The organism is Nocardia sp. NPDC051052, from assembly GCF_044456045.1.
Classification (GTDB): domain Bacteria; phylum Actinomycetota; class Actinomycetes; order Mycobacteriales; family Mycobacteriaceae; genus Nocardia.
Window position 1 is genome coordinate 732,365 of sequence record NZ_JBITFL010000001.1, and the last position, 25,612, is coordinate 757,976.

General features: G+C 68.2%; 23 protein-coding genes. 18 read left to right on the top strand and 5 right to left on the bottom strand.

Annotated features, from left to right (window positions below; genetic code table 11):
• The first annotated feature begins 41 nt into the window (after nucleotides 1-41).
• The 13 genes from murD to ileS all read left to right on the top strand — a co-directional run bounded on the left by murD (nucleotide 42) and on the right by ileS (nucleotide 15,728).
• Entirely contained in the window at nucleotides 42-1,478 is a 1,437-nt protein-coding gene (murD, locus tag ACIBCN_RS03245) for a UDP-N-acetylmuramoyl-L-alanine--D-glutamate ligase (RefSeq protein ID WP_396989816.1), read from the top strand.
• Nucleotides 1,475-2,917, top strand: coding sequence for a putative lipid II flippase FtsW (gene ftsW, locus ACIBCN_RS03250; protein WP_396989817.1), 1,443 nt, complete (start codon nucleotides 1,475-1,477; stop codon nucleotides 2,915-2,917). The genes murD and ftsW overlap by 4 nt, the downstream gene beginning before the upstream one ends.
• Nucleotides 2,914-4,032 (top strand): undecaprenyldiphospho-muramoylpentapeptide beta-N-acetylglucosaminyltransferase, encoded by a 1,119-nt coding sequence (gene murG / locus ACIBCN_RS03255; protein ID WP_396989818.1) that lies wholly within the window; start codon nucleotides 2,914-2,916, stop codon nucleotides 4,030-4,032. The genes ftsW and murG overlap by 4 nt, the downstream gene beginning before the upstream one ends.
• A gap of 43 nt (nucleotides 4,033-4,075) precedes the next feature.
• A complete protein-coding gene (gene murC, locus ACIBCN_RS03260) occupies nucleotides 4,076-5,515 on the top strand; it encodes a UDP-N-acetylmuramate--L-alanine ligase (RefSeq protein WP_396990178.1) in 1,440 nt (479 codons plus the stop codon).
• Nucleotides 5,516-5,603: 88 nt separating this feature from the next.
• Complete coding sequence (locus tag ACIBCN_RS03265; RefSeq protein WP_396989819.1) at nucleotides 5,604-6,317, top strand: cell division protein FtsQ/DivIB; 714 nt, start codon at nucleotides 5,604-5,606, stop codon at nucleotides 6,315-6,317.
• Nucleotides 6,318-6,724: 407 nt separating this feature from the next.
• Nucleotides 6,725-7,957, top strand: a complete 1,233-nt coding sequence (gene ftsZ / locus ACIBCN_RS03270; RefSeq protein WP_396989820.1) for a cell division protein FtsZ — start codon at nucleotides 6,725-6,727, stop codon at nucleotides 7,955-7,957.
• A 226-nt stretch (nucleotides 7,958-8,183) separates the two neighbouring features.
• Nucleotides 8,184-8,909, top strand: coding sequence for a peptidoglycan editing factor PgeF (pgeF, locus tag ACIBCN_RS03275; protein WP_396989821.1), 726 nt, complete (start codon nucleotides 8,184-8,186; stop codon nucleotides 8,907-8,909).
• Nucleotides 8,909-9,691 (top strand): YggS family pyridoxal phosphate-dependent enzyme, encoded by a 783-nt coding sequence (locus ACIBCN_RS03280; protein ID WP_396989822.1) that lies wholly within the window; start codon nucleotides 8,909-8,911, stop codon nucleotides 9,689-9,691. The genes pgeF and ACIBCN_RS03280 overlap by 1 nt, the downstream gene beginning before the upstream one ends.
• A 187-nt stretch (nucleotides 9,692-9,878) precedes the next feature.
• On the top strand, nucleotides 9,879-10,688 hold the full coding sequence (locus ACIBCN_RS03285; RefSeq protein WP_396989823.1) for a cell division protein SepF: 810 nt from the start codon (nucleotides 9,879-9,881) through the stop codon (nucleotides 10,686-10,688).
• 89 nt (nucleotides 10,689-10,777) lie between these two features.
• A complete protein-coding gene (locus tag ACIBCN_RS03290) occupies nucleotides 10,778-11,080 on the top strand; it encodes a YggT family protein (protein ID WP_014983168.1) in 303 nt (100 codons plus the stop codon).
• 68 nt (nucleotides 11,081-11,148) lie between these two features.
• The gene (locus ACIBCN_RS03295; protein ID WP_396989824.1) at nucleotides 11,149-12,006 is read left to right on the top strand and encodes a DivIVA domain-containing protein; all 858 of its coding nucleotides are present in this window, start codon (nucleotides 11,149-11,151) and stop codon (nucleotides 12,004-12,006) included.
• A 116-nt stretch (nucleotides 12,007-12,122) separates the two neighbouring features.
• Nucleotides 12,123-12,323, top strand: a complete 201-nt coding sequence (locus ACIBCN_RS03300; RefSeq protein ID WP_396989825.1) for a hypothetical protein — start codon at nucleotides 12,123-12,125, stop codon at nucleotides 12,321-12,323.
• A gap of 270 nt (nucleotides 12,324-12,593) precedes the next feature.
• Nucleotides 12,594-15,728, top strand: a complete 3,135-nt coding sequence (ileS, locus tag ACIBCN_RS03305; protein WP_396989826.1) for an isoleucine--tRNA ligase — start codon at nucleotides 12,594-12,596, stop codon at nucleotides 15,726-15,728.
• Between the two features lie 44 nt (nucleotides 15,729-15,772).
• Here ileS and ACIBCN_RS03310 read toward each other — a convergent pair whose 3' ends face one another.
• A complete protein-coding gene (locus ACIBCN_RS03310) occupies nucleotides 15,773-15,931 on the bottom strand; it encodes a hypothetical protein (RefSeq protein ID WP_396989827.1) in 159 nt (52 codons plus the stop codon).
• Nucleotides 15,931-16,347, bottom strand: coding sequence for an ester cyclase (locus ACIBCN_RS03315; RefSeq protein WP_396989828.1), 417 nt, complete (start codon nucleotides 16,345-16,347; stop codon nucleotides 15,931-15,933). The genes ACIBCN_RS03310 and ACIBCN_RS03315 overlap by 1 nt, the downstream gene beginning before the upstream one ends.
• 42 nt (nucleotides 16,348-16,389) lie before the next feature.
• Between ACIBCN_RS03315 and ACIBCN_RS03320 the strand changes: the two genes are divergently transcribed.
• The gene (locus tag ACIBCN_RS03320; RefSeq protein ID WP_396989829.1) at nucleotides 16,390-17,040 is read left to right on the top strand and encodes a TetR/AcrR family transcriptional regulator; all 651 of its coding nucleotides are present in this window, start codon (nucleotides 16,390-16,392) and stop codon (nucleotides 17,038-17,040) included.
• Nucleotides 17,041-17,360: 320 nt separating this feature from the next.
• A complete protein-coding gene (locus ACIBCN_RS03325; protein ID WP_396989830.1) occupies nucleotides 17,361-17,864 on the top strand; it encodes an NlpC/P60 family protein in 504 nt (167 codons plus the stop codon).
• Between the two features lie 53 nt (nucleotides 17,865-17,917).
• On the opposite strand, the gene ACIBCN_RS03330 is transcribed toward ACIBCN_RS03325, so the two are convergent.
• Nucleotides 17,918-18,802, bottom strand: coding sequence for a UTP--glucose-1-phosphate uridylyltransferase (locus tag ACIBCN_RS03330; RefSeq protein WP_396989831.1), 885 nt, complete (start codon nucleotides 18,800-18,802; stop codon nucleotides 17,918-17,920).
• Between the two features lie 559 nt (nucleotides 18,803-19,361).
• Between ACIBCN_RS03330 and ACIBCN_RS03335 the strand changes: the two genes are divergently transcribed.
• The 3 genes from ACIBCN_RS03335 to ACIBCN_RS03345 all read left to right on the top strand — a co-directional run bounded on the left by ACIBCN_RS03335 (nucleotide 19,362) and on the right by ACIBCN_RS03345 (nucleotide 24,849).
• Complete coding sequence (locus ACIBCN_RS03335) at nucleotides 19,362-20,678, top strand: DNA polymerase IV (RefSeq protein WP_396990179.1); 1,317 nt, start codon at nucleotides 19,362-19,364, stop codon at nucleotides 20,676-20,678.
• A 159-nt stretch (nucleotides 20,679-20,837) separates the two neighbouring features.
• Nucleotides 20,838-21,377 (top strand): hypothetical protein, encoded by a 540-nt coding sequence (locus ACIBCN_RS03340; RefSeq protein ID WP_396990180.1) that lies wholly within the window; start codon nucleotides 20,838-20,840, stop codon nucleotides 21,375-21,377.
• Between the two features lie 157 nt (nucleotides 21,378-21,534).
• A complete protein-coding gene (locus tag ACIBCN_RS03345) occupies nucleotides 21,535-24,849 on the top strand; it encodes an arabinosyltransferase domain-containing protein (RefSeq protein WP_396989832.1) in 3,315 nt (1,104 codons plus the stop codon).
• Nucleotides 24,850-24,866: 17 nt separating this feature from the next.
• Here the strand turns inward: ACIBCN_RS03345 and ACIBCN_RS03350 are convergent, their stop codons facing one another.
• Together ACIBCN_RS03350 and ACIBCN_RS03355 are read right to left on the bottom strand one after the other, a co-directional pair.
• Nucleotides 24,867-25,328: a type II toxin-antitoxin system VapC family toxin gene (locus ACIBCN_RS03350; protein ID WP_396989833.1), complete on the bottom strand. Its 462-nt coding sequence runs from the start codon at nucleotides 25,326-25,328 to the stop codon at nucleotides 24,867-24,869.
• Nucleotides 25,315-25,599: a type II toxin-antitoxin system VapB family antitoxin gene (locus ACIBCN_RS03355; protein ID WP_396989834.1), complete on the bottom strand. Its 285-nt coding sequence runs from the start codon at nucleotides 25,597-25,599 to the stop codon at nucleotides 25,315-25,317. Before ACIBCN_RS03355 ends, ACIBCN_RS03350 begins: the two co-directional genes overlap by 14 nt.
• Nucleotides 25,600-25,612: the final 13 nt, after the last annotated feature.

Genomic DNA, 25,612 nt, shown 5'->3' on the forward strand with positions numbered 1-25,612 from the left:
TGGTCGAACATTCTCCTCGGGCCCTGCGATCACCTGGGCCCATGCTCGAATTCCTGCGTGGCCGTGACGTTCTCGTCGCGGGCTGGGGCATATCGGGGCGCTCGCTCGTCGAGCCGCTTCGCGATATCGGCGCGCGCCCGGTGGTCACCGACGGCGGCGCCGCGGCGCTGGCCGAGGCGGCCGGGCTCGGCCTGGACATCGCCACCTGCGTGGAACTGGAAACCACCGATTGGAGCCGGTTCGCGCTGGTGATCACCAGCCCGGGCTGGCGACCGGACTCACCGGTGCTCGCCGCGGCGGTGGCCGAGGGCACGCCGGTGTGGGGCGACGTCGAATTCGCCTGGTGGGTGGATCAAGCCAGGATCTACGGTCCGGTGCGCAAGTGGCTGGTGGTGACCGGAACCAACGGCAAGACCACCACCACGCAGATGACGCACGCCATCCTGCGCGCCGCGGGCATCCCCAGCGTCGCGTGCGGCAATATCGGCCTGCCGATCCTGGATGCGTTGCGGCGCAACCCGGGACCGCAGGTGCTCGCCGTCGAGCTGTCCTCGTTCCAGCTGCACTGGGCGCCGTCGGTGCGCCCGGAGGCGGGCGTGGTGCTCAATGTGGCCGAGGATCACCTGGATTGGCACGGCGGCCTGGACGCGTACGCCGCCGCGAAGGCACGCGCGCTGGTCGGCCGGGTCGGCGTGGTCGGGCTCGACGATCCGGTGGCGGCCTCGCTGGCCCGCCGGTCGAAAGCCCGTCGCACCGTTGGCTTCCGGATCGGCGTGCCCGCCGACGGTGAGCTCGGCGTGGTGGACGGCAAGCTGCTCGATCGCGCGTTCACCAAGGCCGCGATCCTGGCCGAGGTCGGCGACATCAGCCCGCCGGGACCGGCCGGTGTCGCCGACGCGCTCGCCGCGTCCGCGCTGACCAGGGCCATCGATGTGGCGCCGCAGTTCATCCGGGAGGGGCTGATCGAGCACAAGGTCGGCCCGCACCGGTCCGCGTTCGTGCGCGAGGTCGGCGGCGTCGATTTCATCGATGACTCCAAGGCCACCAACCCGCATGCCGCGCGCACCGCGATCCTGGCGCACCCGCAGGTGGTCTGGGTGGCCGGCGGTCAACTCAAGGGCGCGCACATCGAGGACCTGGTCGAAGAGGTCGCCGACCGGCTGGTCGCGGTGGTGCTGATCGGGGCCGACGCACCGGTTTTCGCGGTCGCGTTGGCGCGACACGCGCCTGAGGTCCCGGTCATCGAGCTGATCGCGGGAGACGATGCAGGGATGGGTGACGCGTCGAGAGATAAGGCCGACGCCGTGATGGCGCGTGCCGTGCAGGCCGCGGCCGGGTACGCCCGACGCGGCGACACCGTACTGCTCGCTCCCGCGGCGGCTTCGCTGGACATGTTCGCCGACTACACGCATCGAGGCCGCAGTTTCGCGGCGGCGGTGCACGCACTGGAAGACGGTGACGTCGGGCGGACGATATGAACGAAACGGGGCGGCGTAAGGAACAGCCCCGGGCCGGTGCCAGGTTCGTGGCCTGGCTGGCGCGGCCGCTCGCGTCGTTTCATCTGGTCGTCACCATCGCCACCCTGCTCACCGTGCTCGGCCTGGTGATGGTGCTTTCCGCGTCGAGTGTCGAGGCGTATGCCGATGGGGGATCGGCGTATTCGCTGTTCATCCAGCAGGCGATGTTCGCCGCGATCGGCACCGTGCTGTTCTATCTCGCGCTGCGGATTCCGCTGCGCCGGTTGCGGCAGTGGTCGTTTCCGCTGTTCGTGCTTTCGGTGCTCGGGCTGGTACTGGTGCTGGTCCCGGGTATCGGTTCCAAGGTGCAGGGTGCGCGGCGGTGGATCGACCTCGGCGTCTTCAACGTGCAGCCGTCGGAAATCGTGAAGGTCACGTTGGTGGTGTGGGGTGCGCACCTGCTGGCGTCGCGCCGCTCGGAGCACGCGGGGCTGAAAGACATTCTGATGCCGCTGGTTCCGGCGGGTCTGCTGGTGTGTCTGCTCGTCGTGGTGGAGCCGAACCTGTCGACGACGATCGCGTTGGGCATCGTGATCGCGGCGCTGCTGTGGTTCGGCGGCCTGCCGCTGCGGCTGTTCGTGACGGTTGCGGTTTCCGGCCTGGTCGCGGCGACGGTGCTCGCCTTGTCGGCGGGTTATCGATCCGATCGCATGCGCGCGTTCTTCAACCCTGGCGACGACCCGCAGGGCATGGGTTATCAAGCGCGGCAGGCGCTCTACTCGCTCGCCGACGGCGGCATCTGGGGCCGCGGCCTCGGGCAGAGCCGGGCCAAGTGGAGCTATCTGCCCAACTCGCACAACGACTTCATCTTCGCCATCATCGGCGAGGAGCTCGGCTTCCTCGGCTGCGCCCTGGTGCTCGGACTGTTCGCGCTGTTCGTCTACACCGGAATTCGCATCGCCAGCCGCTCGGTCGATCCGTTCCTCCGGCTGCTCACGGCCACCGCGACGACCTGGATCACCGGCCAGGCGCTGATCAACATCGGTTACGTGGTCGGGCTGCTCCCGGTCACCGGCCTGCAGCTGCCGCTGGTGTCGGCGGGCGGTTCGTCGCTGGCCATCACCCTGTTCATGTTCGGCATCATCGCGAACGCGGCCAGGCATGAACCGGAGGCTGTCTCCGCGCTGCACGCCGGGCAAGACGGTAGGTTCAGTAAGTTGCTGCGGCTGCCCAAGCCGGAGGTGTACTCGCCGGCCAGGGCCAGCGCCGCACGGGCGAAGTCCGCGCAGCGCAAGGCGCCTCGGCCGGGCGCACCGGCATTGCCCGCACGACGCCCGCAGCCGGAGCCGGGACGACGCCGCTCGCCGGAGAGTCGCGGCACCAGCTCGGCGCGGGCCACCAGAGCGTGGGAACCCAGCTACCCGGTCAACCACACAAGAGAACGAGGAAAATCTAGGTGATCTCGGTAATCGTCGCAGGCGGCGGCACGGCGGGCCATATCGAACCCGCCCTCGCGGTGGCGGACGCGCTGCGGCGGCTCGACGATTCGATCCGGGTGACGGTGCTTGGCACCGAACGCGGCCTGGAGACCAAGCTGGTGCCCGAGCGCGGCTATCCACTCGAACTCATCCCGCCGGTTCCGCTGCCGCGTAAGCCGACCGCCGATCTGCTGCGGCTGCCCGGCCGGGTGCGTGCCTCGGTGGCGCGGACCAGGGCGGTGATCGACGCGGTCGAGGCCGACGTGATCGTCGGCTTCGGGGGATATGTGGCACTGCCCGCGTACCTGGCCGCCGGGTCGGGGCTGCGGCGCAGGCGCAAGGTGCCGGTGGTGGTGCACGAAGCGAACGCCAAGGCCGGGATCGCGAACAAGGTCGGCGCGCGTCGCGCCGCGCGAGTGCTTGCCGCGGTACCGGATTCGGGGCTGGCCGGGGCGCAGGTCGTCGGCATCCCGGTACGCGCCGCGATCACCACGCTCGATCGGGCCGCGCTGCGGGCCGAGGCGCGCGCGCATTTCGGGCTGCCCGCCGAGGGACCGGTGCTGCTGGTGTTCGGCGGATCGCAGGGCGCGGTCAGCCTGAACGAGGCGGTGTCGGGTGCCGCGACACAGCTCGCCGCCGCGGGTATCTCCGTGCTGCACGCGCACGGGCCGAAGAACACCCTCGAGGTAGCTGCGGGAGCGCAGCCCGCGGCCGGGAGTGGCGCCACCGCACCGTATGTCGCGGTGCCGTATCTTTCCCGGATGGACCTCGCCTACGCCGCCGCCGACGCGGTGGTCTGCCGGTCGGGCGCGATGACCGTCGCCGAGGTGTCGGCGGTCGGGCTGCCCGCCTTCTATGTGCCACTGCCACACGGCAACGGCGAGCAGGAGCTCAACGCCAGGCCCGTCGTCCGGCAGGGCGGGGGCAGCATTGTCCCGGATTCCGAGCTGACGCCGAAATACGTGATCGATGAGGTGATTCCGCTGCTCATGGACTCCGCACGGCTGATCGAGATGGGTCGCGCGGCGGCCGGCGCCGGGCATCGCGACGCCGCCGACACGGTGGCGCGGATCGTGCTGGAGGTCGCACGTGGCTGACGAGAACCTTTCGGCTTTGCCGCCGTCGTTGGCGCGGGTGCACATGGTCGGTATCGGCGGGGCCGGGATGTCCGGTATCGCGCGGATTCTGCTGTCCCGCGGTGGTGCCGTGTCCGGCTCGGATGCCAAGGAGAGCCGCGGCGTGCTCGCGTTGCGGGCGCGCGGCGCGCAGGTGCGCATCGGCCACGACGCCAGCGCGCTCGACCTGCTGCCCGGCGGGCCGACCGTGGTGGTCACCACCTACGCGGCCATTCCGAAGACCAATCCCGAACTGATGGAAGCGAATCGGCGCGACATCCCGGTGCTGCTCCGTCCCGCCGTGCTCGCGTCGCTGATGCGGGGCCATCGCACCCTGCTGGTGTCGGGTACGCACGGCAAGACCTCCACCACCTCGATGCTCATCGTCTCGTTGCAGCACTGCGGCTTCGACCCGTCCTTCGCGGTCGGCGGCGAGCTGAACGAGGCGGGCACCAACGCGCACCACGGCACCGGGGACATCTTCGTCGCCGAGGCCGACGAGAGCGACGGGTCACTGCTGCAGTACGACCCGGACGTCGCGGTGGTCACCAACATCGAGTCCGATCATCTGGACTTCTTCGGCACCGACGAGGCCTACGTCCAGGTCTTCGACGACTTCGCCGACCGGCTGGCCGAAGGCGGCCTGCTGGTGGTGTGCCTGGATGATCCCGGCTCCCGGGCGCTGGCCGAACGGGTCGGCGCGAAGCTCGCCGCCAAGAACATCCGCGTACTGGGTTACGGCTCCGGCGAACTCGCCGACGCGCCGGTGCCCGTCGGCGTGCGGCTGCACAGCTGGGAGCCGCGCGATGTCGGCGGCATCGCCCAGTTCCAGCTCGACGACGAACCGACGCCACGCACCCTGCGGTTGTCGGTGCCTGGCAGGCACATGGCGTTGAACGCGCTGGCCGCGCTGCTCGCCGCCCGCGCGGCGGGGGCCGACATGGACGAAATCATCCAGGGCCTGGAGGGTTTCGGTGGCGTGCACCGCCGGTTCCAGTTCGCGGGCCGGGAGAACGGGGTGCGCGTCTTCGACGACTACGCCCACCATCCGACCGAGGTGCGGGCCGTGCTCGGCGCCGCCGCCGAGCTGGTGCAGCAGGAGGCGCGCGACGGGGCCCGGTCTCGGCAGGGCCGGGTGATCGTGGTCTTCCAACCGCATCTGTACAGCCGCACCGCGACTTTCGCGCAGGACTTCGGTGCGGCACTGAGCCTCGCCGACGAGGTGGTCGTGCTCGACGTCTACGGCGCGCGGGAGAAGCCGCTGCCCGGGGTGAACGGTGCGCTGGTCGCCCAGTCGGTCACCAAACCCGTGCACTACCAGCCGGATATGTCGCGCGTCGGCCGTCAGGTCGCCAAGCTCGCGCTGCCCGGTGATGTCGTGATCACCATGGGCGCGGGCGATGTGACCATGCTCGGCAGCCAGATCCTCGACGGTTTACGGGCGCGCCCTCAGTACGGCCGGTGATGCCGTGAGCGAGCGTCAGCGAGCGAACCAAAGTCACAGTCGAGCATCGCTCGGTCATGACGGAGCCGAGCGTCAGCGAGGTGTAGTCATGAGCGAGCGTCAGCGAGCGAACCAAAGACACAGCCTGCCCATGGGCCCGAACGGGTGGCGGCGGGTTCGGCTGTGGGGATTGCTGGGCGTGTGCGTTCTTGCCATCGTCGGTGCCGTTGCCTGGTTCACACCCGTGCTGTCGGTGCGTGCCGTCAAGATCGACGGCGTGGTCGCGGTGCCCGAGCAGCAGGTGCGTGACTTGCTCGAAATCCCGTCCGGGCGCTCGATGTTGCGCATCGACACCACCGTCATCGCCCGGCGGGTGGCGAGCATTCCGAAGGTGCGCACCGCACGGGTGCGGCGTGTTTTCCCCTCGACGGTGCGGGTGACCGTGGTGGAGCGGACTCCGGTGCTGTTCTTCGACAGTCCGCAGGGCGCGCATCTGCTCGACGCCGAGAGCGTGGAGTTCGCGATCGAGGACGCGCCCATCGGCGTGCCCAAGCTGGTCACCGATCATCCGGCCAGTGACGCCCCCGTGACCAGGGCCGCGGTCGCGGTGCTCGCCGCGGTGCCGCCCGCGCTGGCCGTTCAGGTGGACGAGGTTGTGGCGCGGTCTATTTCGGATGTTTCGCTGAATCTGAAGGACGGCCGCACGGTACTCTGGGGCGGGACGAACGACGCCGAACGCAAGGCGGCGGTCGTGCTCCCGCTGCTGACCCGCCCCGGAACGGTGTTCGATGTGTCGAGTCCCAACCTGGTCACGGTAAAGTGAGCGATACCCATTGCGCCCGCGTCGAATTGCAGTATTCGACGGGTGGCGTTCGCAGACCCTCCCCGGTCGCGCGAGCTGCCGCTTCCGGGCCTGACGCTCATGGCACCGGCCCTCGCGCCGGGAACCGAGCGCCGGGGGGCAACCGTTCACCATACGTCGTGCGGCGCTGCGAAACGAGAGGGATCACACAAGATTCTGTCTTTCGTTTCGGCGCGCCTGCGCGCGTATTGCAGCGGCGGCGAATAGCGTTCCGCAGCAGTCGGATACTTGACATAACGCTAACCCTATGGTTGAGGTTGAGGGTTTGCCCGGGCGGCGGTTCGCTGAGTGAAGCCGCTCAGGCGGAACCGGCGAAGTGTCTCGAATCCGAAAACGACAGGCTTTAGATCGAAGGAAGGCGAGAGCCCATGACGCCCCCGCACAACTACCTTGCCGTGATCAAGGTCGTCGGTATCGGCGGCGGCGGTGTGAATGCCGTCAACCGGATGATCGAACAGGGCCTCAAAGGTGTCGAGTTCATCGCGGTCAACACCGACGCGCAGGCCCTGCTGATGAGCGATGCCGACGTCAAGCTCGACGTCGGCCGCGAACTCACCCGTGGTCTCGGTGCCGGCGCCGACCCCGAGGTCGGCCGACGCGCCGCCGAGGACCACAAGGACGAGATCGAAGAGGTGCTCAAGGGCGCCGACATGGTCTTCGTCACCGCGGGCGAGGGTGGTGGCACCGGCACCGGTGGCGCCCCGGTCGTCGCCCAGATCGCGCGCAAGCTCGGCGCGTTGACCATCGGCGTCGTCACGCGCCCGTTCTCGTTCGAGGGCAAGCGGCGCGGCGGCCAGGCCGAGACCGGCATCGGCCAGCTGCGCGAGTCCTGCGACACGCTCATCGTGATCCCGAACGACCGGCTGCTGCAGCTCGGCGACGCGGCGGTGAGCCTGATGGACGCGTTCCGCTCGGCGGACGAGGTGCTGCTCAACGGTGTGCAGGGCATCACCGACCTGATCACCACCCCCGGCCTGATCAACGTCGACTTCGCCGACGTCAAGAGCGTGATGTCCGGCGCGGGTAGCGCGCTGATGGGTATCGGCTCCGCGCGCGGCGAGGGCCGTTCGGTAAAGGCCGCCGAGTCGGCGATCAACTCGCCGTTGCTCGAGGCGTCCATGGACGGCGCGCACGGCGTGCTGCTGTCCATCGCGGGCGGCTCCGACCTCGGCCTATTCGAGATCAACGAGGCCGCCTCGCTGGTCCAGGAGGCCGCGCACATCGAGGCCAACATCATCTTCGGCACGGTGATCGACGACTCGCTCGGCGACGAAGTGCGAGTCACCGTGATCGCAGCGGGTTTTGACGGGGGAGGCCCCGCCCGGCGGACCTTCGAGAACCCGAGCCGGAGCACCATCGGCGCGGCCCGTGCCGGCGAGATCGGCCAGAGCCGCCCCGCCGAGGTAGCGGCCCGCAGCACCGACATCGCCGCCGCCGCCGCGAGCTCGACCTCCTCGACCCGAGGCGCCGTCCCGAGCTACCGAGACAGCGAAAAGGCCCGAATGGCCGACCCCACCGTGACAAACAACGCCCGCACCCACATCGACCCCCCCGACGACGATGACGACGACGTAGACGTCCCCTCCTTCATGCGAAGGTGACGTCCACCCCCGCGCGCACAACAAGCTGAACGAAGGCCCTGACCCCACCCGGGATCAGGGCCTTCGCGCCACCTCGCCCCGTCGCGGGTTGGCCTCGCCGGGTGAGTGTGTGAAAGTCGTTGATCTCACAGGACGTCCATACGCCTCACAGGGGGCGGCGGGCCTGTGAGACGTATGGGAGCTCTGTGAGACCGGTGCGGGGGTGGGGGTTGGCTAGGGTTGGGGGATGACTTCTGCCCCTACGCTGACCGTTCGACGAGTGACGACGACCAGGGCGGGTGGGTTTTCGGCGCCGCCGTATGAGTCGTTCAATCTGGGGGATCATGTGGGGGATGATCCGGCTACGGTGCGGCGCAATCGGGATCGGCTGGCCGAGGGGATCGGGCTGACGCCGGATCGGCTGGTGTGGATGGAGCAGATCCATGGGCGCAATGTCGAGATCATCGATGGGCCACGGGATGAGCCGGTGCCCGCCACCGACGCGATCGTGACCAACGTGCCGGGTCTTGCCCTGGTGGTGCTGACCGCCGACTGCGTGCCGATCCTGCTGTCCGACGACGAGGCGGGCATCATCGCCGCCGTGCACGCCGGGCGGATCGGCGCCAGGATCGGGATCGTGCCCCGGGTGCTCGAGGCGATGGTGTCGCTCGGCGCGCGCGTCGACCGGATCGGCGCCTTCCTCGGTCCGGCCGCGTCCGGGCGTCAGTACGAGGTACCCGCCGCGATGCGCGCCGATGTCGAGCGGCACCTGCCGGGCAGCGCCGCGACCACGGTGCGCAAGACCCCCGCGCTCGACCTGCGCGCCGGAATCACCAGGCAGCTCGTCGAAGCCGGGGTCAACGGTGTCGCCGTCGACCCGCGCTGCACCATCGAGGACCGCACCCTGTTCAGCCATCGCCGCGGCGCGCCGACCGGGCGCCTCGGCAGCGTGATCTGGGCGGAGGTGCGGTAATGACGCAGCCGGAAGCCGTTGCGCCACAGGTCGACGCGCGGACCGCCGAACTGGCCACCACTCTCGCCGCGCTACTCCAGCGGGTCGACTCGGCCTGTCTCACGGCCGGGCGCAAGCCGGACTCGGTGCGTCTACTCCCCGTGACGAAGTTTTTCCCGATCGAGGACGTAGCGATCCTCTACCGCCTCGGTCGCCGTGAGTTCGGCGAAGCGCGCGAGCAGGAGGCCACCGCAAAGGTGGCAGCCCTGCCAACTTTGGTCGGCCAAGGCGCCGAAGGTGACGAAGGCCTCCCGGATGTGCAGTGGCACATGATCGGCCGGTTGCAGCGCAACAAAGCACGGGTCGTCGCGCGCTGGGCGCACGCCGTGCACTCGGTGGACAGCGAACGCCTGGCAACGGCTCTTGACGCGGGTGCGCGGACCGCGTTGGACGCGGGGGAGCGGACCGAGCCGGTGCGCGTCCTGTTGCAGGTGAGCCTGGATGAAGACCCTTCGCGCGGCGGTGTCGCACCCGACGAATTGGCCCGCCTCGCGGAACATGTTGCGGGGTCTGCGGGATTACGACTGTCCGGTCTGATGGCCATTCCGCCATTGGCGGCAGAGTCTGATGCGGCATTTGCACGACTTGCGACTTTGCACACCATGCTGCTCGCCGAGCATCCCGGTGCGACAGAACTTTCCGCCGGAATGTCGGGCGATCTGGAAACCGCCATCGAACACGGCTCAACGTGTGTGCGTGTCGGTACCGCCTTGATGGGCGCTCGACCGATAACCTCGGCGTAGCAAAGAAACCTCATCAGTCACATTCGACACATATGCTTGAGGCAGACGAGGGCTGAGCAAGACTTCAACACCCGGCCGCCACCGGGGCCGAAGGAAGGTCGACCAATATGAGCGAGCGCAGCGAGCGAGTCCTCGACGCAGCCACCATCATGGTCATGACTGCGCCGAGCGTCAGCGAGGCCAGGTCATGAGTACGCTGCACAAGTTCAAGGCGTACTTCGGAATGGTTCCCCTCGAGGACTACGAAGACGATTACGTAGACGATCGCGCCCCCAGGGGCAGTGACGATCGCGTCGCGCGTCGGCCTCGCCCCCGTGACTACCCCGAACGCGACGGCTACGCGGCCGATCGCTATGCCGAAGATCGTTACGGCGCAGATCATTACGCCGCCGACGGATTCGATCGCGAGGGCGCCGGTTACCCGGAGCCCGCGTACAAGTCGCCGTATCAGGCCGGTTACCCGGTCTCCCGCCGCGACGAGTACAGCGACGCGTCCTACGGCGAGGACCGCTACGAGACGTCGCGGCGACCCACCAGGATCGAGACCGCGCCGTCGTCCGGCCGGTTCCGGGCGGGCGGCACCGCGCCGCCGCTGCGCGGCACCACCCGTGGTGCGCTCGCCGTCGATCCCGACGCCGAGGAGCGCAGGCTCGAGGAGCGCGTGCGTCCCGAGCCGGCACCCGCGCGCAGGCCGGGGCTCTTCGAGGACGGAGGCCCCTTGTCCAAGATCACGACACTGCGTCCGCGTGACTACAGCGAGGCCAGGATCATCGGCGAGCGGTTCCGCGAGGGCAACCCGGTGATCATGGACCTGGTCGAACTCAGCAACGCCGACGCCAAGCGCCTCGTCGACTTCGCCGCCGGACTCGCGTTCGCGCTGCGTGGCTCGTTCGACAAGGTTGCTACGAAGGTGTTCCTCCTCTCACCGGCCGATGTCGACGTATCAGCCGAAGAACGCCGACGCATCGCCGAAACCGGCTTCTACAACCAGAAATAAGGTCGTGATCTGGGGGGTGTTGCAGACCGGTCGCAGGTGGGGCGGCGCGGTCATTTTGCGCAAAGCGGATTTTGCGGCAGAGTGAAGTCGTGGCCTTGTTCGCGGTGCTGTACTTCGTACTGTTCATCTTCTGGCTGTTGCTGATCAGCCGGGTGATCGTCGAGTTCATCCGAAGCTTCGCCCGTGACTGGCGCCCTACGGGTGTCGTGGTCATCATCCTCGAGGTGATCTTCACGATCACCGACCCTCCGGTGAAACTCCTGAGGCGGTTGATACCACCGGTGTCACTGGGAGGAATTCGCCTGGATCTGTCGATAATGGTCCTGCTTTTCATCGTCTTCATCTTGATGTCGATCGTGGGCAGGCTCGGGCAACCGGTAGCCCCGGTGTGACAGAATGGGCCGTGAAGTAGCTTGCTAGATCTGCTAGATCTCCAAAAGACGCGTGAAGGGATCCTTCCATGCCGCTGACTCCAGCCGATGTGCACAACGTCGCGTTCAGCAAACCGCCGATCGGGAAGCGCGGCTACAACGAGGATGAAGTCGACGCCTTCCTGGATCTCGTCGAGCAGGAACTCTCGCGTCTGATCGAGGAAAACGCCGATCTGCGTCAGCGGGTCGCCGAACTCGACGCGGAACTGGCTGATGCCAAAAAGAATCGCGGCCCGGTCGGCCCGAACAGCGTGAAACCGCCTGTCCAGCAGGCCCCGCCGCCGCCTCCGGAGCCGATCAAGCCGCCGGTGCAGCAGGCTCCGCCCGCCCCGATGTCGCCGCCGCCCGCGCCGAAGGAAGCGCCGAGCGCGGACGCGAACCTGCAGGCCGCCAAGGTGCTCAGTCTCGCCCAGGAGATGGCGGACCGGCTCACCAGCGACGCGAAGGGCGAGGCGGAAAACCTGCTCTCCAACGCCAGGGCAAACTCCGAGCGTCTCGTCGGCGATGCCAGGACCCGGTCCGAGGCGATGATCGCCGACGCGCGCCAGAAGGCCGACGCGATGCTGTCCGACGCGCAGTCCCGTTCGGACAACCAGCTGCGGCAGGCCAAGGAAAAGGCCGACGCACTGCAGGCCGACGCCGAGCGCAAGCACACCGAGATCATGGCCACCATCACCCAGCAGCGCAGCGTGCTGGAGAGCCGGATCGAGCAGCTCAAGACCTTCGAGCGGGAGTACCGGGTGCGGCTGAAGTCCTACCTGGAGTCGCAGCTCGAGGAGCTGGAGAACCGCGGCTCGGCGGTCCCGGTCGACGGTGGCGAGGCCTTCGCCGACGCCAACACGGCCAACAACCTGCAGCCCGCCACGTTCGCCAAGGGTGGCAAGTAAACCGCTCACACCGAGCGCACCGCAGTTCACCCACCTAGCGGAACTGTCGAGCCGCCTGGCCTGCTCGATACCCACCCCGTCGGCTTCGCTTCCTGCCATCCCCCCGGGGGGTCATCATGCTTGTCTTGACGCTTGTTCTCGCCGCCGTCGGATTCGCACTACTGGTAGCCGCGCTGACCACCGGTTCGGTGATCTGGGCGTGGGGCTGCATCCTGGTGTGCGTGCTGGGTGCGGTGCTCCTGCTGGTCAGTGCCCTGTCTATGCGTAAGCCGGACGAAGATTCCGCTCCGCCGCCCGGCCGCCACGCGAAACGCTAGGTGGGCCGTAAACAGGTTTGACCGCAGTGGCTAGAATCAAACATGAACATGGTGTCGATCCGGCCATCACCGGGGAGCCTTCGGAAGAACAGCACTCGTTGCCCGCGCGGCGGGGGTGCTCAGTAGAACCGAACGGGTGAGCCCGTCACAGCTCACAACGAGAGGTTCGGCAGGTCTGGCCGGACAAGCGGGGTGGTACCGCGGTTTCGGCGCACCGGCGCCGGCATCGTCCCCGTGCCAACGGAAACGGCACGAGGAGATGCATCCGCGATGGCGGACCAAACTTCCAGCAACAGCGCATACCCGCGCGTCGACCTTGGTGTTGACGGCGGAGCGGCTTTCCCCGAGATGGAACGCCGCGTGCTAGACGCATGGGCCGCCGCCGACACCTTCCGTGCGAGCATCGAAAACCGTTCCGGGGCAGCGGAGTTCGTCTTCTACGACGGACCGCCGTTTGCCAACGGTCTGCCACATTACGGGCATTTGCTCACCGGATACGTCAAAGATCTCGTCCCGCGTTTCCAGACGATGCGCGGTAAGCGCGTCGACCGGCGTTTCGGCTGGGATTGTCACGGATTGCCCGCGGAGCTCGAGGCGGAAAAGCAGCTCGGTATCACGGACAAATCACAGATCGAAGCAATGGGGCTCGCCGAATTCAACGCGGCCACTAAATCTTCCGTGCTGCGCTACACCGGCGAATGGCGCGATTACGTGACACGTCAGGCGCGCTGGGTCGACTTCGACAACGACTACAAGACGCTCGATCTCGACTTCATGGAGTCGGTGATGTGGGCGTTCAAGTCGCTGCACGACAAAGGGTTGATCTACCAGGGTTTCCGGGTGCTGCCCTACAGCTGGTACGAGCAGACGCCGCTGTCGAATCAGGAAACCCGGCTCGACGACGCGTACAAGATGCGCCAGGATCCGGCGGTCACTGTCGACATGGTGCTGCGCGTGCCCGCTGAGCATCCGCTGCACGCGCTGGACGGCGCCAACGCGCTGATCTGGACCACCACCCCGTGGACCCTGCCGTCGAACCTCGCGATCGCGGTGCACCCCGACGTGCGCTACGTGCACCTGCGCGGCGCCGACGGCAAGCGCTATCTGCTGGCCGCCGAACGCGTGTCGCACTACACCCGCGAATTCGGTGACGAGCCCGAGGTGCTCGGCGAGTTCGACGGTGCCGCGCTGACCGATCTGTCGTACGAGCCGCCGTTCGACTTCTTCGTCGGGCATCCGCGCGCGCACCGCGTGCTGAACGCCGACTACGTGACCACCGACTCCGGCACCGGGATCGTGCACCTCGCACCGGCCTTCGGTGAAGAGGACATGGATGTCGCCACCGCCAACGGCATCGAGATCGTGCAGCCACTCGATCAGGGCGGCAAGTTCACCTCGATGGTGCCGCCCTACGAGGGCCTGATGGTGTTCGACGCCAACCCGGTGATCATCAAGGACCTCAAGGCCGCCGGAAAGCTGTTGCGGCACGAGACGATCGAGCACTCCTATCCGCACAGCTGGCGCTCCGGTCAGCCGCTGATCTACATGGCGGTGCCGTCCTGGTTCGTCGCGGTGACCACGTTCCGCGACCGGATGGTCGAGCTGAACCAGCAGATCGAGTGGTTGCCCGAGCACATCAGGGATGGGCAGTTCGGCAAGTGGCTGGCGGGAGCGCGGGACTGGAACATCAGCCGGAACCGCTACTGGGGCAGTCCGATCCCGGTCTGGATGTCCGATGACCCCGCCTACCCCCGGATGGACGTATACGGTTCACTCGACGAGCTGGAGCGCGATTTCGGCGTGCGCCCGACCGACCTGCACCGGCCGATGATCGACGAGCTGACCCGACCGAATCCTGATGACCCGACCGGCAAGTCGACCATGCGCCGGGTGCCGGAGGTGCTCGACTGCTGGTTCGACTCCGGGTCGATGCCGTTCGCTCAGGTGCACTACCCGTTCGAGAACAAGGAGTGGTTCGAGAGCCACTATCCCAGTGACTTCATCGTGGAGTACGTCGGCCAAACGCGTGGCTGGTTCTACCAGATGCATGTCCTGGCCACTGCGCTGTTCGATGAGATCGCCTTCAAAACCGTTGTCGCGCACGGCATCGTGCTCGGTGACGACGGACTGAAGATGAGCAAGTCCAAGGGCAACTACCCGAACGTCAATGAGGTGTTCGACCGGGACGGCTCCGATGCGATGCGCTGGTTCCTGATGAGCTCGCCGATCCTGCGCGGCGGCAACCTCATCGTCACCGAGCGCGGCATCCGCGAGGGCGTCAGCCATGCGCTGCGGCCGCTGTGGAACGCATGGACCTTCCTGCAGCTGTACGCCTCGAAACCCGGTACCTGGCGCACGGATTCACCCCATGTGCTGGATCGCTACATCCTGGCCAAGCTCGCGGAAACCCGCGATGCGATGACCGAGGCGTTCGAGACCTACGACATCGCAGGCGCCTGCGACCAGCTGCGTGGTTTCGCCGACGCGCTCACCAACTGGTATGTGCGCCGGTCGCGTTCGCGCTTCTGGAGCGAGGAGCCGGATGCGGTGGACACGCTGCACACGGTGCTCGAGGTGGTCACCCGGCTGGCCGCGCCGCTGCTTCCGTTGATCACCGAGGTGATCTGGCGTGGACTCACCGGTGGCGAGTCGGTGCACCTGACCGACTGGCCCAAGGACGGTGAGCTGCCCGCCGATCCGGAGCTGGTTGCCGCGATGGACGAGGCCAGGGTGGTCTGCTCGACGGTGCTGAGCCTGCGCAAGGCGCAGAACCTGCGGGTGCGGCTGCCGCTGGCCGAGGTCACCATCGCCGCGGCCGACGCCGAGCGGCTGGCGCCCTACGCCGACATCATCGCCGACGAGGTGAACGTCAAGAAGGTCGACCTGACCACCGACGTCGCCGTGCACGGCCGGTTCGAACTGGTCGTCAACGCTCGTGCCGCGGGTCCGCGCCTCGGCAAGGACGTGCAGACGGTGATCAAGGCGGTCAAGGCCGGTGAATGGTCCGAGGACGCCGACGGCGTCGTCACCGCCGCCGGAATCGCCCTGCTCCCTGAGGAATACACGCAGCGACTGGTCGCCGCCGAACCCGAGTCCACCGCCGCCCTGCCCGGCAATGCCGGCCTGGTGGTGCTGAACTCGGTGGTCACCGAGGAGCTGGAGGCCGAGGGCTGGGCCCGCGACCTCATCCGCGATCTCCAGGAGACCCGGAAGTCGTTGGGGCTGGACGTGTCCGACCGGATCACCGTGGTGCTCGCGGTGCCCGCCGATCGAGCCGAGTGGGCCGAAACCCACCGCGACCTGATCGCGGGCGAGGTCCTCGCCACCACCCTCACCCTCGGTGAGGTGAACGCCGACGCCGCCGACCTGGTCGGGGGAGTGCGCGCGCAGGTCGCAAAGGCCTGACGGTTCGACATCGCGGGGCGGGGCCGAAGTCGGCCCCGCCCTTGCTATTTCGGCGCTAGCTCCGGGCTGTGCTGCGCCGGTCGCGCCGCCGACGCGCCCTTTCCGAACGGCGCCCAGTGTGCGACGACGCTGTCCCAGCGCCGGTCGCGTCGCTCCTGCTGCTCCACCGCGACCCCGCGCTTGGCCGCCTTGTAGGCACCCATCAGGCCGGTGCCAGCAACTGCTGCATGATCGCGGCGGTGTCCAGCCAGACGTTCTCCCGGCTGATCTTGTTGTCGCGGACCTCGCAGACGTGCAGTATCCGGAAGCTGATCGGCCGATTGCCGCCGGGGACGCCGAGGAACATGCCGGTCGCCCTGCCGTGCCACTCGGATTCGTCGAGGAAGAAGTCCTCGCCGTAGTACCGGCGGATCGACTCCATCTTGTCCTCGCTGATCGCGTCGAACAGGTCGCGGTAGCGCTGGGCGATGGCCGCCGGGTCGCGCAGCGTGCCCTGCGGATCGCCGACCGCGTCGTGCTCGACCTCCTCGGCCAGCGTGTCCATGATCGCGTCCACATCGTTGGCCGCCTCGGCCGCGCAGTGCCGCTCGAACAGCTCGTCCATCTCTTCTCTGGTCATCGCACACGCCCCTCTGTAGTGAGATTCTGCTATCGTAGTGAGATGACTTTCTCACGGCGAGACGAGATTCTCAATAGCGGGCGAGCGGCGAATCAGAAGATGCGCACCAGGGAGGCGCTCATCGGCGCCGCGCTCGAACTCGCCCGCAACGGTCACTCGCCCTCGATCGCCGAGGTTGCCGAGGCCGCGAAGGTCTCCACCGCCACCGCGTACCGGTACTTCCCGAACCCGCAGTCGCTGTGGTCGGATATGGCCACCCGGCAGGCCGGGACCACCGGTGGCTTCCCGGATTTCCTGGACGACCTGCCCGAGGATGTCGAGGACCGCATCGAGCGGGTGGTGCGCGAGTGCTGCGCCTTCCAGTTCGCGGACGAAGTGGTGTGGCGTGGCGTACTACGGGCAACCCTCGATCGCTGGTTCAGTCAGGTGGATGTCGCTGAGGCGGAACGGGTTCCGGTGCGCGGGGTGACCCGGCTCGAGATGGCTCGGGTCGCCCTCGCGCCGCTGCGCGACACGCTCTCGGCCGAGCGGCTGGAGCGATTGGTGAATGCCGTCGTGCTGGTATTCGGCGTCGAGGCGCTGGTCTCCACGCGCGATACCTGTGGGCTCGATCCCGAAGCGGCCACCGACACGATGAGCTGGGCGGCCCGTGCGCTGGTGCGTGCCGCCATTGCCGAAGCCGGCGCGGCCTGAGTGCGGGCCGTATGGCGGAAAAGAAGCGCCGCGGCCATCGGTCTTAAATGTGATACAGATCACATGCTACAAATTTGCTGAAGTGTCGTCGCTGGTCCGAGCCGCGCGGCAGAATCGAGGGTGGTGCTGCTGTGACAGATATGTACTTCTGGGGCAGCAGTGAGTTCGTGGATTGTCCTACCTGAAACGCGTTGCGCCCGGCGTTCCCGCGCCGGACGCGGCGGCTGCGGCTCCTTATGGATGACGCTGCTCGACCCTAGGCGTCAGCCGGGACCGCCGGATGGTGACCCGCACGCCGGGCCGCCGGAAGGGACGAGCACGTGAAGAGAAAACCCTTGCGTCGCATCGCTTTCGGATTCCTCCTAGCGACGGCCGCGACGTTGCTCCTGGCGGGGCCGGGATGGTCGGACACCGGTAGCGGCACCGGCAGCGCCGAATCCCTGTCCGCCTCCGGATCCGCCGCGATCCCGCTGCCGAGCTCGCACGGGGTAGGTGCGCTCGCGGCGGCCGCCTCGCAGACCGGAAAGCCCTACGAGTGGGGCGGCACCGGTCCGTTCGCCTGGGACTGCTCCGGCCTGGTCCAATGGGCGTTCCGGCAGGTCGGCGTCAACATTCCGCGCACCACCTGGGAGCAGGCCAGGGCGGGCGCGCCGGTCCCGTTCTTCGCGCTCTCGCCCGGCGACGTGGTGGTGCTGAACACCGACGGCTCGCACGTCGGCATCTACGCGGGCTTCGGCCAGATCTTCAACGCCTACGACTGGGGCGTCCCCGTCGGGCTCAGCCCGCTGCGCCAATTCGACATCTTCGCGATCCGCCGCTTCTGACCCGAGCTCCCGCACACCGGCGAATCGGGGTGCGGGAGATCAGGATTCGCGACTCAGCCGGCATCTTCGACGAGGCTGCGCAGCAGCGGCGCGTACTGCGGGTTGGCCAGCGCCGAGGCGAACTGGGCGACCAGGTAGTCGGCCGGGTTGCCGGTGTCGTACCAGCGGCCCTGGATCACCTGGCCGAAGACCGGGTTGTCGGCGGCGTGCACGTTGATCGCGTCGGTCAGGTAGACCTCGCCGGTGTGGTGCTTGTACCAGGCCTTGGTCTGGGTGCGCAGATCGTCGATGATGCCGGGGGTGACCACGTAGCCGCCGATCGCGGCGAAGTCCGACGGCGCGTCCTCGGGCTTGGGCTTTTCCCGCAGGCCGGTGATGCGCAGCAGCCCGTTGCCCTGGTCGTCGGCGACCACCGGCACGCCATAGCGCTGCGACTCCGCCGGGTCCATCGGCATCAGCGCGAGCACCGGGGCGCCGGTGGCCTCGTAGGCGTCGATCAGCTGCTGGGCACGCGGGACCTCGGCGACGAACACGTCGTCCGGCCACAGCACCAGCATCGGCTCATCGCCCAGGTTGCGGGCCGCGTTCAGGACGGGGGTGCCGTTGCCGTACGGGCCGTGCTGGTCGAGGTAGGTGATGTGGCCGAGCCTGGACAGCTCGCCGACCTCTTCGACCGCGTCGGCGTAGGCCGTCTTCCCGTCCGCGCGTAGCTGCGCCACCAGGGCAGGGTTGGGCCGGAAGTGGTCCTGGATCAACGATTTTCCGCTGCTGACCACGATGGTGATGTCGGTGATGCCCGACGCGACCAGCTCGCGGACCGTATGTTCGATGACCGGCTTGTCGCCGACCGGCAGCATCTCCTTCGGGATGGCCTTGGTCAGCGGGAGGAGCCGGGAACCGATACCGGCGGCCGGGATCACGGCCTTGCGGATCTTCATAGGTCCGATCATCACATACGAAGCTGGGCCGCAAGGGCAGTCCCCGTGCTTCGTCAACTGTTTACCGAAACCGTGTAGTGCGGCAGCGAGGGTGCTATCGGCCCAGGTCGTCGGCTGGTTGTCCGTTCAAGGTTCGGGTGCTGGCGGGCGGTCGGTGATCTGTGATCTCTACAGGAAATCAACAGCAAGTACGCAGTCATCAGCCAGCGTCGGCGCCTGCCCGGACCTGTCGGTGCTCGGGCGTAGATTTCCGGACGTGAGTGAGCGCAGCGAGCGAACCGCGGTCGGCGGGTTCGACCTGGTCGGCGGAGTTCGTGCGGTGCACCGCCGAGCTGCTGCCGGTGCGTGTGCCCATGTCCAGGAAACCGTCGGCGAAACCGCGGTGAGCGAGCAGCATCCACCGGCGCGCACCGGCGTGCGGAGCGCGGTACCCGCCGACGTGCCGGGTGCTGTGCCCGCCGATGCCGCCCATCTGGGGAGCGCGGTGTCCGCCGATGTGGGGAGCCTCGTTCGTGCCGACGCGCAGAGCACCGCACGGCGCTGGGTGCTGCACATCGATATGGATGCGTTCTACGCGTCCGTCGAGCAACTGACTCGGCCCACCTTGCGCGGGCGGCCGGTCCTGGTCGGCGGCACCGGCGGGCGCGGCGTCGTCGCGGGCGCGAGCTACGAGGCGCGGGTGTACGGCGCGCGGTCGGCGATGCCGATGCACATGGCGCGCAGGCTGGTCGGCGTCACCGCGGTGGTGGTGCCGCCGCGTGGGGTCGTCTACGGCACGCTCAGCGGGCAGGTGTTCGACGCGCTGCGCAGCCGGATCCCGGTGCTGGAGACGCTGTCGTTCGACGAGGCGTTCGGCGAGCCCGAGGAACTGGCCGGCGCGACGGTGGCCCGTGTGCAGGAGTTCTGCGAGGAGCTGCGGGCGGCGGTGCGCGAACGGACCGGGCTGACCGCGTCGGTCGGCGCGGGCACCGGCAAGCAGCTCGCCAAGATCGCCTCCGCACTCGCCAAACCCGATGGGATACGGGTGGTTTCGGCGGTCGAGCAGCCACAGATGCTGGCCGCCCTTCCGGTTCGGAAGCTGTGGGGGATCGGCCCGGTGGCCGAGCACAAGCTGCGCTCGCTCGGCATCGAGACGGTCGGCGCGTTCGCCGCGCTGCCGGAATCCGAGGCGATGTCGATCCTGGGCGGCAGCGTCGGCGCCGCGCTGCACCGGCTGGCCCGCGGCATCGACGACCGGCCGGTCGCCGAACGCAACGAGGCAAAACAGATCAGCGCCGAAACCACCTTCGAGACCGACATCGTCACGCTGGCCCGCCTGCGCCCTGCCATCGAATCGATGGCGGCGGCCGCGCATCGCAGGCTGATCAAGGACGGTCGCGCCGCCCGCACCGTGGTCCTCAAGCTGCGCAAGTCCGACATGAGCATCGTGACGCGCTCGTTCACCCTGCCCTACGCGACCGAGGACCTCGTCACGCTCACCACCGCCGCGCAGCGCTCCGCGATCGACCCCGCCGAGCTCGGCCCGATCCGACTGGTCGGCGTCGGCTACGGCGGCCTGTCCACCGTGCGCCAGGAATCCTTGTTTCCCGAACTGGATCAGGCACCGGTCGCCGAGGCGTGGGAGCAGGCCGCTGTGCCCGCCGAGGACGAAGCCCCGCAGACCGCACCGCTCGCGACCCCGCTGCCGATCCCGCTCTGGCACCCGGGCATGGACGTCGAACACCCCGAGCACGGCCACGGCTGGGTGCAGGGCGGCGGCTACGGCGTCGTGACCGTGCGCTTCGAGACCCGCTCGACCGGTCCCGGCCCGGCCCGCACCTTCGCCGCCGATGATTCGAGTCTGACCAGAGCCGATCCGCTGAACAGTCTGCGGTGACCGGGCCAGCGAACGGCTCGACATCGCCGAGCCCACCGGCTACGTTCGCTGCCGACGACATCAGTCCGTCCCGTGTGGGTCCACGCGGTGGTCCGCTGTGCCGGTAGCCTGTGAGCTCGTGCAGCGCCGCCGGTCGGGTGGAGGCTGCCAGTGGTGGACATGACACGGACCTACTCGAACGCAAAGGACGAGCAGTTGAAGCTTCGTAAGACTGGACGCATCGCGATCGCCGGCCTCGCCGTCGTTGCCGCGCTCGGCATGACCGCATGCAGCAGCGACGACAAAGACAGCAAGCCTGCCGCCAAGACGTCGACCAGCGCCAGCGCGTCGGCGTCGACCAACACCGCGAACCTGCCGCCGGTCCCGACCCCCGCGGAGCTGAACGCGGCCCTGGCCCGCGCGCTCGACCCGGCCGTTCCGGCCGCGGAGAAGCTGGATGGCGTCCAGGGCGCCGAGGCCGACCCGACGCTGCCCGATCGCCTGTCCCAGGCGGCCAAGGGTGCCGACGTGAAGATCGAGGTCACCGACGTTTCCGCGTTCGGTGACAGCGTCAACGCCAAGGCCAAGTTCGTCGTCAACGGCCAGGAGAATATCGTCGACGTGCCCTTCGTCGCCGACAACGGCAAGTGGAAGATCCAGAAGTCCTGGGCCTGCGCCATGCTGACCAACCTGGGCCAGACCTCCACGGCCTGCGGCTAAATCGTGCCCGCCGCGGCCGGCTCTGCTGAGTCGGCCGCGGCAACGCCGTTTTGTCCGGTGCCGCGCGGTTGCCGAATACGCAGGCTGGCTGCGTGTTTCGAGCCCCGGTAGCTGGGACTCTGTGTCATCCGATGATTTCGCGCTAGCATCCACCGTCGTGACTGTCAGTGACGCTGTGCGTGAGTCCGCCCAACCGTCGGCACAGCGGGGAAACCAGCAGGACCCGGCAGGGCGTCCTGCGGGGACCGCCTCGAGCCGCCTCGAGTTGCTGGCGCTCATCAGCGGGGCCATCGCGCTCCTCGCCGCGGTGTCGCTGCCCTTCCTGCCGATTCGTCAGGACCAGTCCAGCGTGCAGTGGCCGCAGGCGGCCGCGATCACCCCGGTGACATCGCCGCTGTTGACCTACGCGCCGATGAACCTGTCCGCCGAGATTCCGTGCGCTGCGTTCGGTGCGCTCGCGGAGTCGGGCGGCGTTGTGGTGTCGACGATTCCGCATCAGTCACCCGACGCGGAGCGCTACGGGTTGGTCGTCAAGGTCGTGCCCGACGCGCCCGATCGGGCGGGCCGGGTCGACGTGGTGTCGCGCAACATGCTGCTGTGGTCGTCGTCGCTGAGCGCGGTCCGCGATCAGTCCTGTGCGGTCGGCATCGAGATGAATATCGAGCGGACCACGGTGTCGGCCCCCGGTCTCGCGGATTCGGACAAGCAGTTCACCAGTGACATCCGCCCGCAGGTCGTCGGCGTCTTCAGCGATCTGACCGGTGCGGCGCCGTCGGGGCTGCACGTGAATGTGCAAGTCGATTCGCGTTTTTCGTCGTCGCCGACACTGCTGAAGCAGGCCATGATCGGACTGGCCGCGCTGGCGACACTGGTCGCGCTGGTCGCGCTGTATCGCTTGGACAGCCTCGACGGCCGCAAGACGCGACGGTTCCTGCCCACCCGATGGTGGCGGTTGCAGCCGCCGGACTACCTGGTGTTCGCCACGCTGCTGGTGTGGCATTTCATCGGCGCCAACACCTCCGATGACGGCTACATCCTCGGAATGGCGCGTGCCTCACAGAGTTCCGGCTTCATGTCGAACTACTACCGCTGGTTCAGCGTCGACGAGGGGCCGTTCTACACGCCCTACACCGACATGATCTCGGTGCTGTCCCACGTGTCGACGGCGAGTCCCTGGGTTCGGTTGCCCACCTTGCTAGTCGGCATCATCGCCTGGTGGGTGATCAGCCGCGAGATTCTGCCCCGGCTCGGCTTTGCCTTGCGCGCCAACGCGATCGTCATCTGGACCAGCGCGCTGGTGTTCCTCGCGTTCTGGATGCCCTACAACAATGGCCTGCGCGCCGAACCCTTTGTGGCGCTTGGCGTGATCCTCACCTGGGCCTCGGTCGAACGGTCCATCGCGACCCGGCGGCTGCTGCCCTACGCGCTGGCGATCATCATCGCGGCGTTCACCCTGACCTGCGCGCCCTCGGGCCTGATCTGTCTCGGCGCGCTCGCCGCGGGCGCACGCACGATGACCTCGGTGCTGGTGCGGCGGGCGAAGGACTCCGGCTACCTCGCGCTGCTGCTGCCCGTGCTCGCGGCCGGCACGGTGGTGCTGACCGTGGTCTTCGCGGATCGGACCTTGGCGGGGGCCCGCGAGATGTTCTATGTGCACGGCCGGATCAGCCCCGGTGAATCGTGGTTCTTCGAGTTCCTGCGTTATCAGTATCTGCTGCAGATCAACTCCGACGGCTGGCTCACCCGGCGGTTCGGCATGTTCATGCTGCTGCTCGGGCTGGTGGTCTGCGTGGTCACGATGCTGCGCCGGGGCGGCCGTATTCCGGGGACCGCTCTCGGGCCCGGGCGTCGGCTCGTCGGTATCACCGTCGCCGCGATGGTGCTGATGATGTTCTCCCCGACCAAGTGGACCCATCAGTTCGGCGTCTTCGCCGGACTGGCCGCCTGCGTCGCGGCGCTCACCGCCGTCTCGATCAGTCCCGGCGTGATGCGCCCGCTGCGCAACCGGGCGCTGTTCGCCGCCGCGGTCTTCTTCGCCATGGCGCTGACCTTCGTCGGCGCCAACGGCTACTGGTACGTGTCGGCGTGGGGAATTCCGTGGTGGGACAAGCCGCCGACGTTCGCCGGTTTCGGGCTGTCGACCTTCGCCGCCGGGCTTTCGGTGCTCGCGCTGGCGGTCGCGGCGTGGTTCCACATTCGCCCGGAGACACAGCCCCGTCCCGGTTCGGTGGCGGGCCGGTGCGCGCGCGTTCCGGTGCTCGCCGTCGTCGCGGCCGCCATGGTCCTGTTCGAGGTGATGTCGTTCGCGAAAGCGGCGGTGGCACAGTATCCGTCGTATTCGATCGCGCAATCGAACGTGTCCGCGGCCGTCTCCGGTGGCTGCGGCCTGGCCGACAAGGTGTTGATCGAGACCGATCCCAACGCGTCGGTGCTGCGCCCGCTGGCCGGCGACACCGCCACGGCGCTGGCGGGCACCGAGACCACCGGCTTCACCCCGAACGGCGTGGCGACCGACCTCACCTCCGATGAGGTCGAATCCACCACGGGCAAGGCGAATTCCGTCACCAGCGCTGATTCCGGCGATACCGCCGATCCGAAGGCCGGGTCGAAATCGCCGGGCTCCGAAAAAGGTACCTCGGGTGCGGGAATCAACGGCAGCAGTGTCCCGCTGCCGTTCGGCCTGGACCCGGCGACCACGCCGGTGCTCGGCAGCTACCGCGACGGCGCCCAGGTGCCCGCCGAGCTGACGTCCGGCTGGTATCGACTTCCCGACGCCACCAACGGAAGTCGTGGCGACATCGTCTCGATCGCGGTCGCCGGGCGGATCAGGCACGTCGACAGCGACGGCATTGTGCACCCCGGCCAGGATCTGCGCGTCGAGTACGGCCGCACCGGATCCGACGGCACGGCAACCGCACTCGGCAGCGTCGACCCGATCGACATCGGGCCGTCGCCGTCCTGGCGCAATGTGCGCGTGCCGTTCGATCAGCTGCCCGGCGACGCGGACGTCGTCCGAATCGTCGCCAGCGACAAGGATCTCGGCAAGGACCAGTGGCTCGCGGTGACCCCGCCGCGGGTGCCGCAGACGAAAACCCTGACCGCCGTGGTCGGTTCGCGGACCCCGGTGCTGGTGGACTGGGAGGTCGTCCTGAACTTCCCCTGCCAGAACCTCGCTCCCACCCACGCGGGCGTCGGCGACCTGCCGACCTACCGAATCCTGCCGGACCGCAACGGTGCGACCATCACCAACCTGTGGCAGGCCCACGACGGCGGCGGTCCACTCGGCTGGACCCAGCTGCTCTTCACCGCCCGCGCCTTGCCCACCTATCTGGACAAGGACTGGGACCGGGACTGGGGCTCGATCGAGCAGTACCTGCCCTTGGACCCCAACGCGCAACCCGCGCACGTCACCATCGACAAGACCCAGCGGTGGGGCACCTGGACCCCCGGCCACATCAACACCGACTGGTAGCAGCCGCCGAGCACGGCCTACCGGCGCCGCGCCCGTGCGCCTTTCGTCTTCGCTGGCAGCGGATGCTGCCAGCGAAGACCCGGGAATCGCGCGAAACCCCGGTCGCACGTGACCAATTCGCTGCCGGACTCGATCGCCAGCGCGGCGTGATAGGCGTCGGCGACGTCATTGCCTCTGGCGTCCAGGGCGCGGCACAGCCCGGCGAAGATCTCGTAGTGCCGAGGTCCGGGCCGGACCGGCCGCGAATTCGGTGCGCCGAGCAGGATTTCGGTGAATTCCAGCGCCTTGTCCGGCGGTGTCGGCGTCCGGAAGATCCGTGGGTTGGTCACCACGCGAACGAATCCGCTGAGCACTAACTCACTCAGTGCGAAAGTGGCGGCCCCGTTCACCAGCGCGGTCAGCCACGCGTGGACGTCGGCGTGGTCGGGCGACTCGGTTCGGAAGCCGTAGACCAGGACATTGACGTCAGGTAGCAGCATCGGTCAACGCCGATCGCAGCCGCGCGTCGTCCTCGTCGTAGTCGGCGTCCCGGACGGTCCTCCAGTCGGCGAGGTTGACGCCGACCTGGAGCCCGTCGCCACCGTAGGTGGGTAGGGCGATGTCCATCTTGGCCGTGTCACGCTCACCGAGTTCTTCGAGCAACATGCGCAACGCCTCCTCGATAAGACTGGTCAAACTCCGTCCATCCCGCGCCGCCCGTTGTTTGGCGGCGCGAAGAAGCGCATCGTCCAGATCAAGGGTGGTCCGCATGCAGAGAACTGTA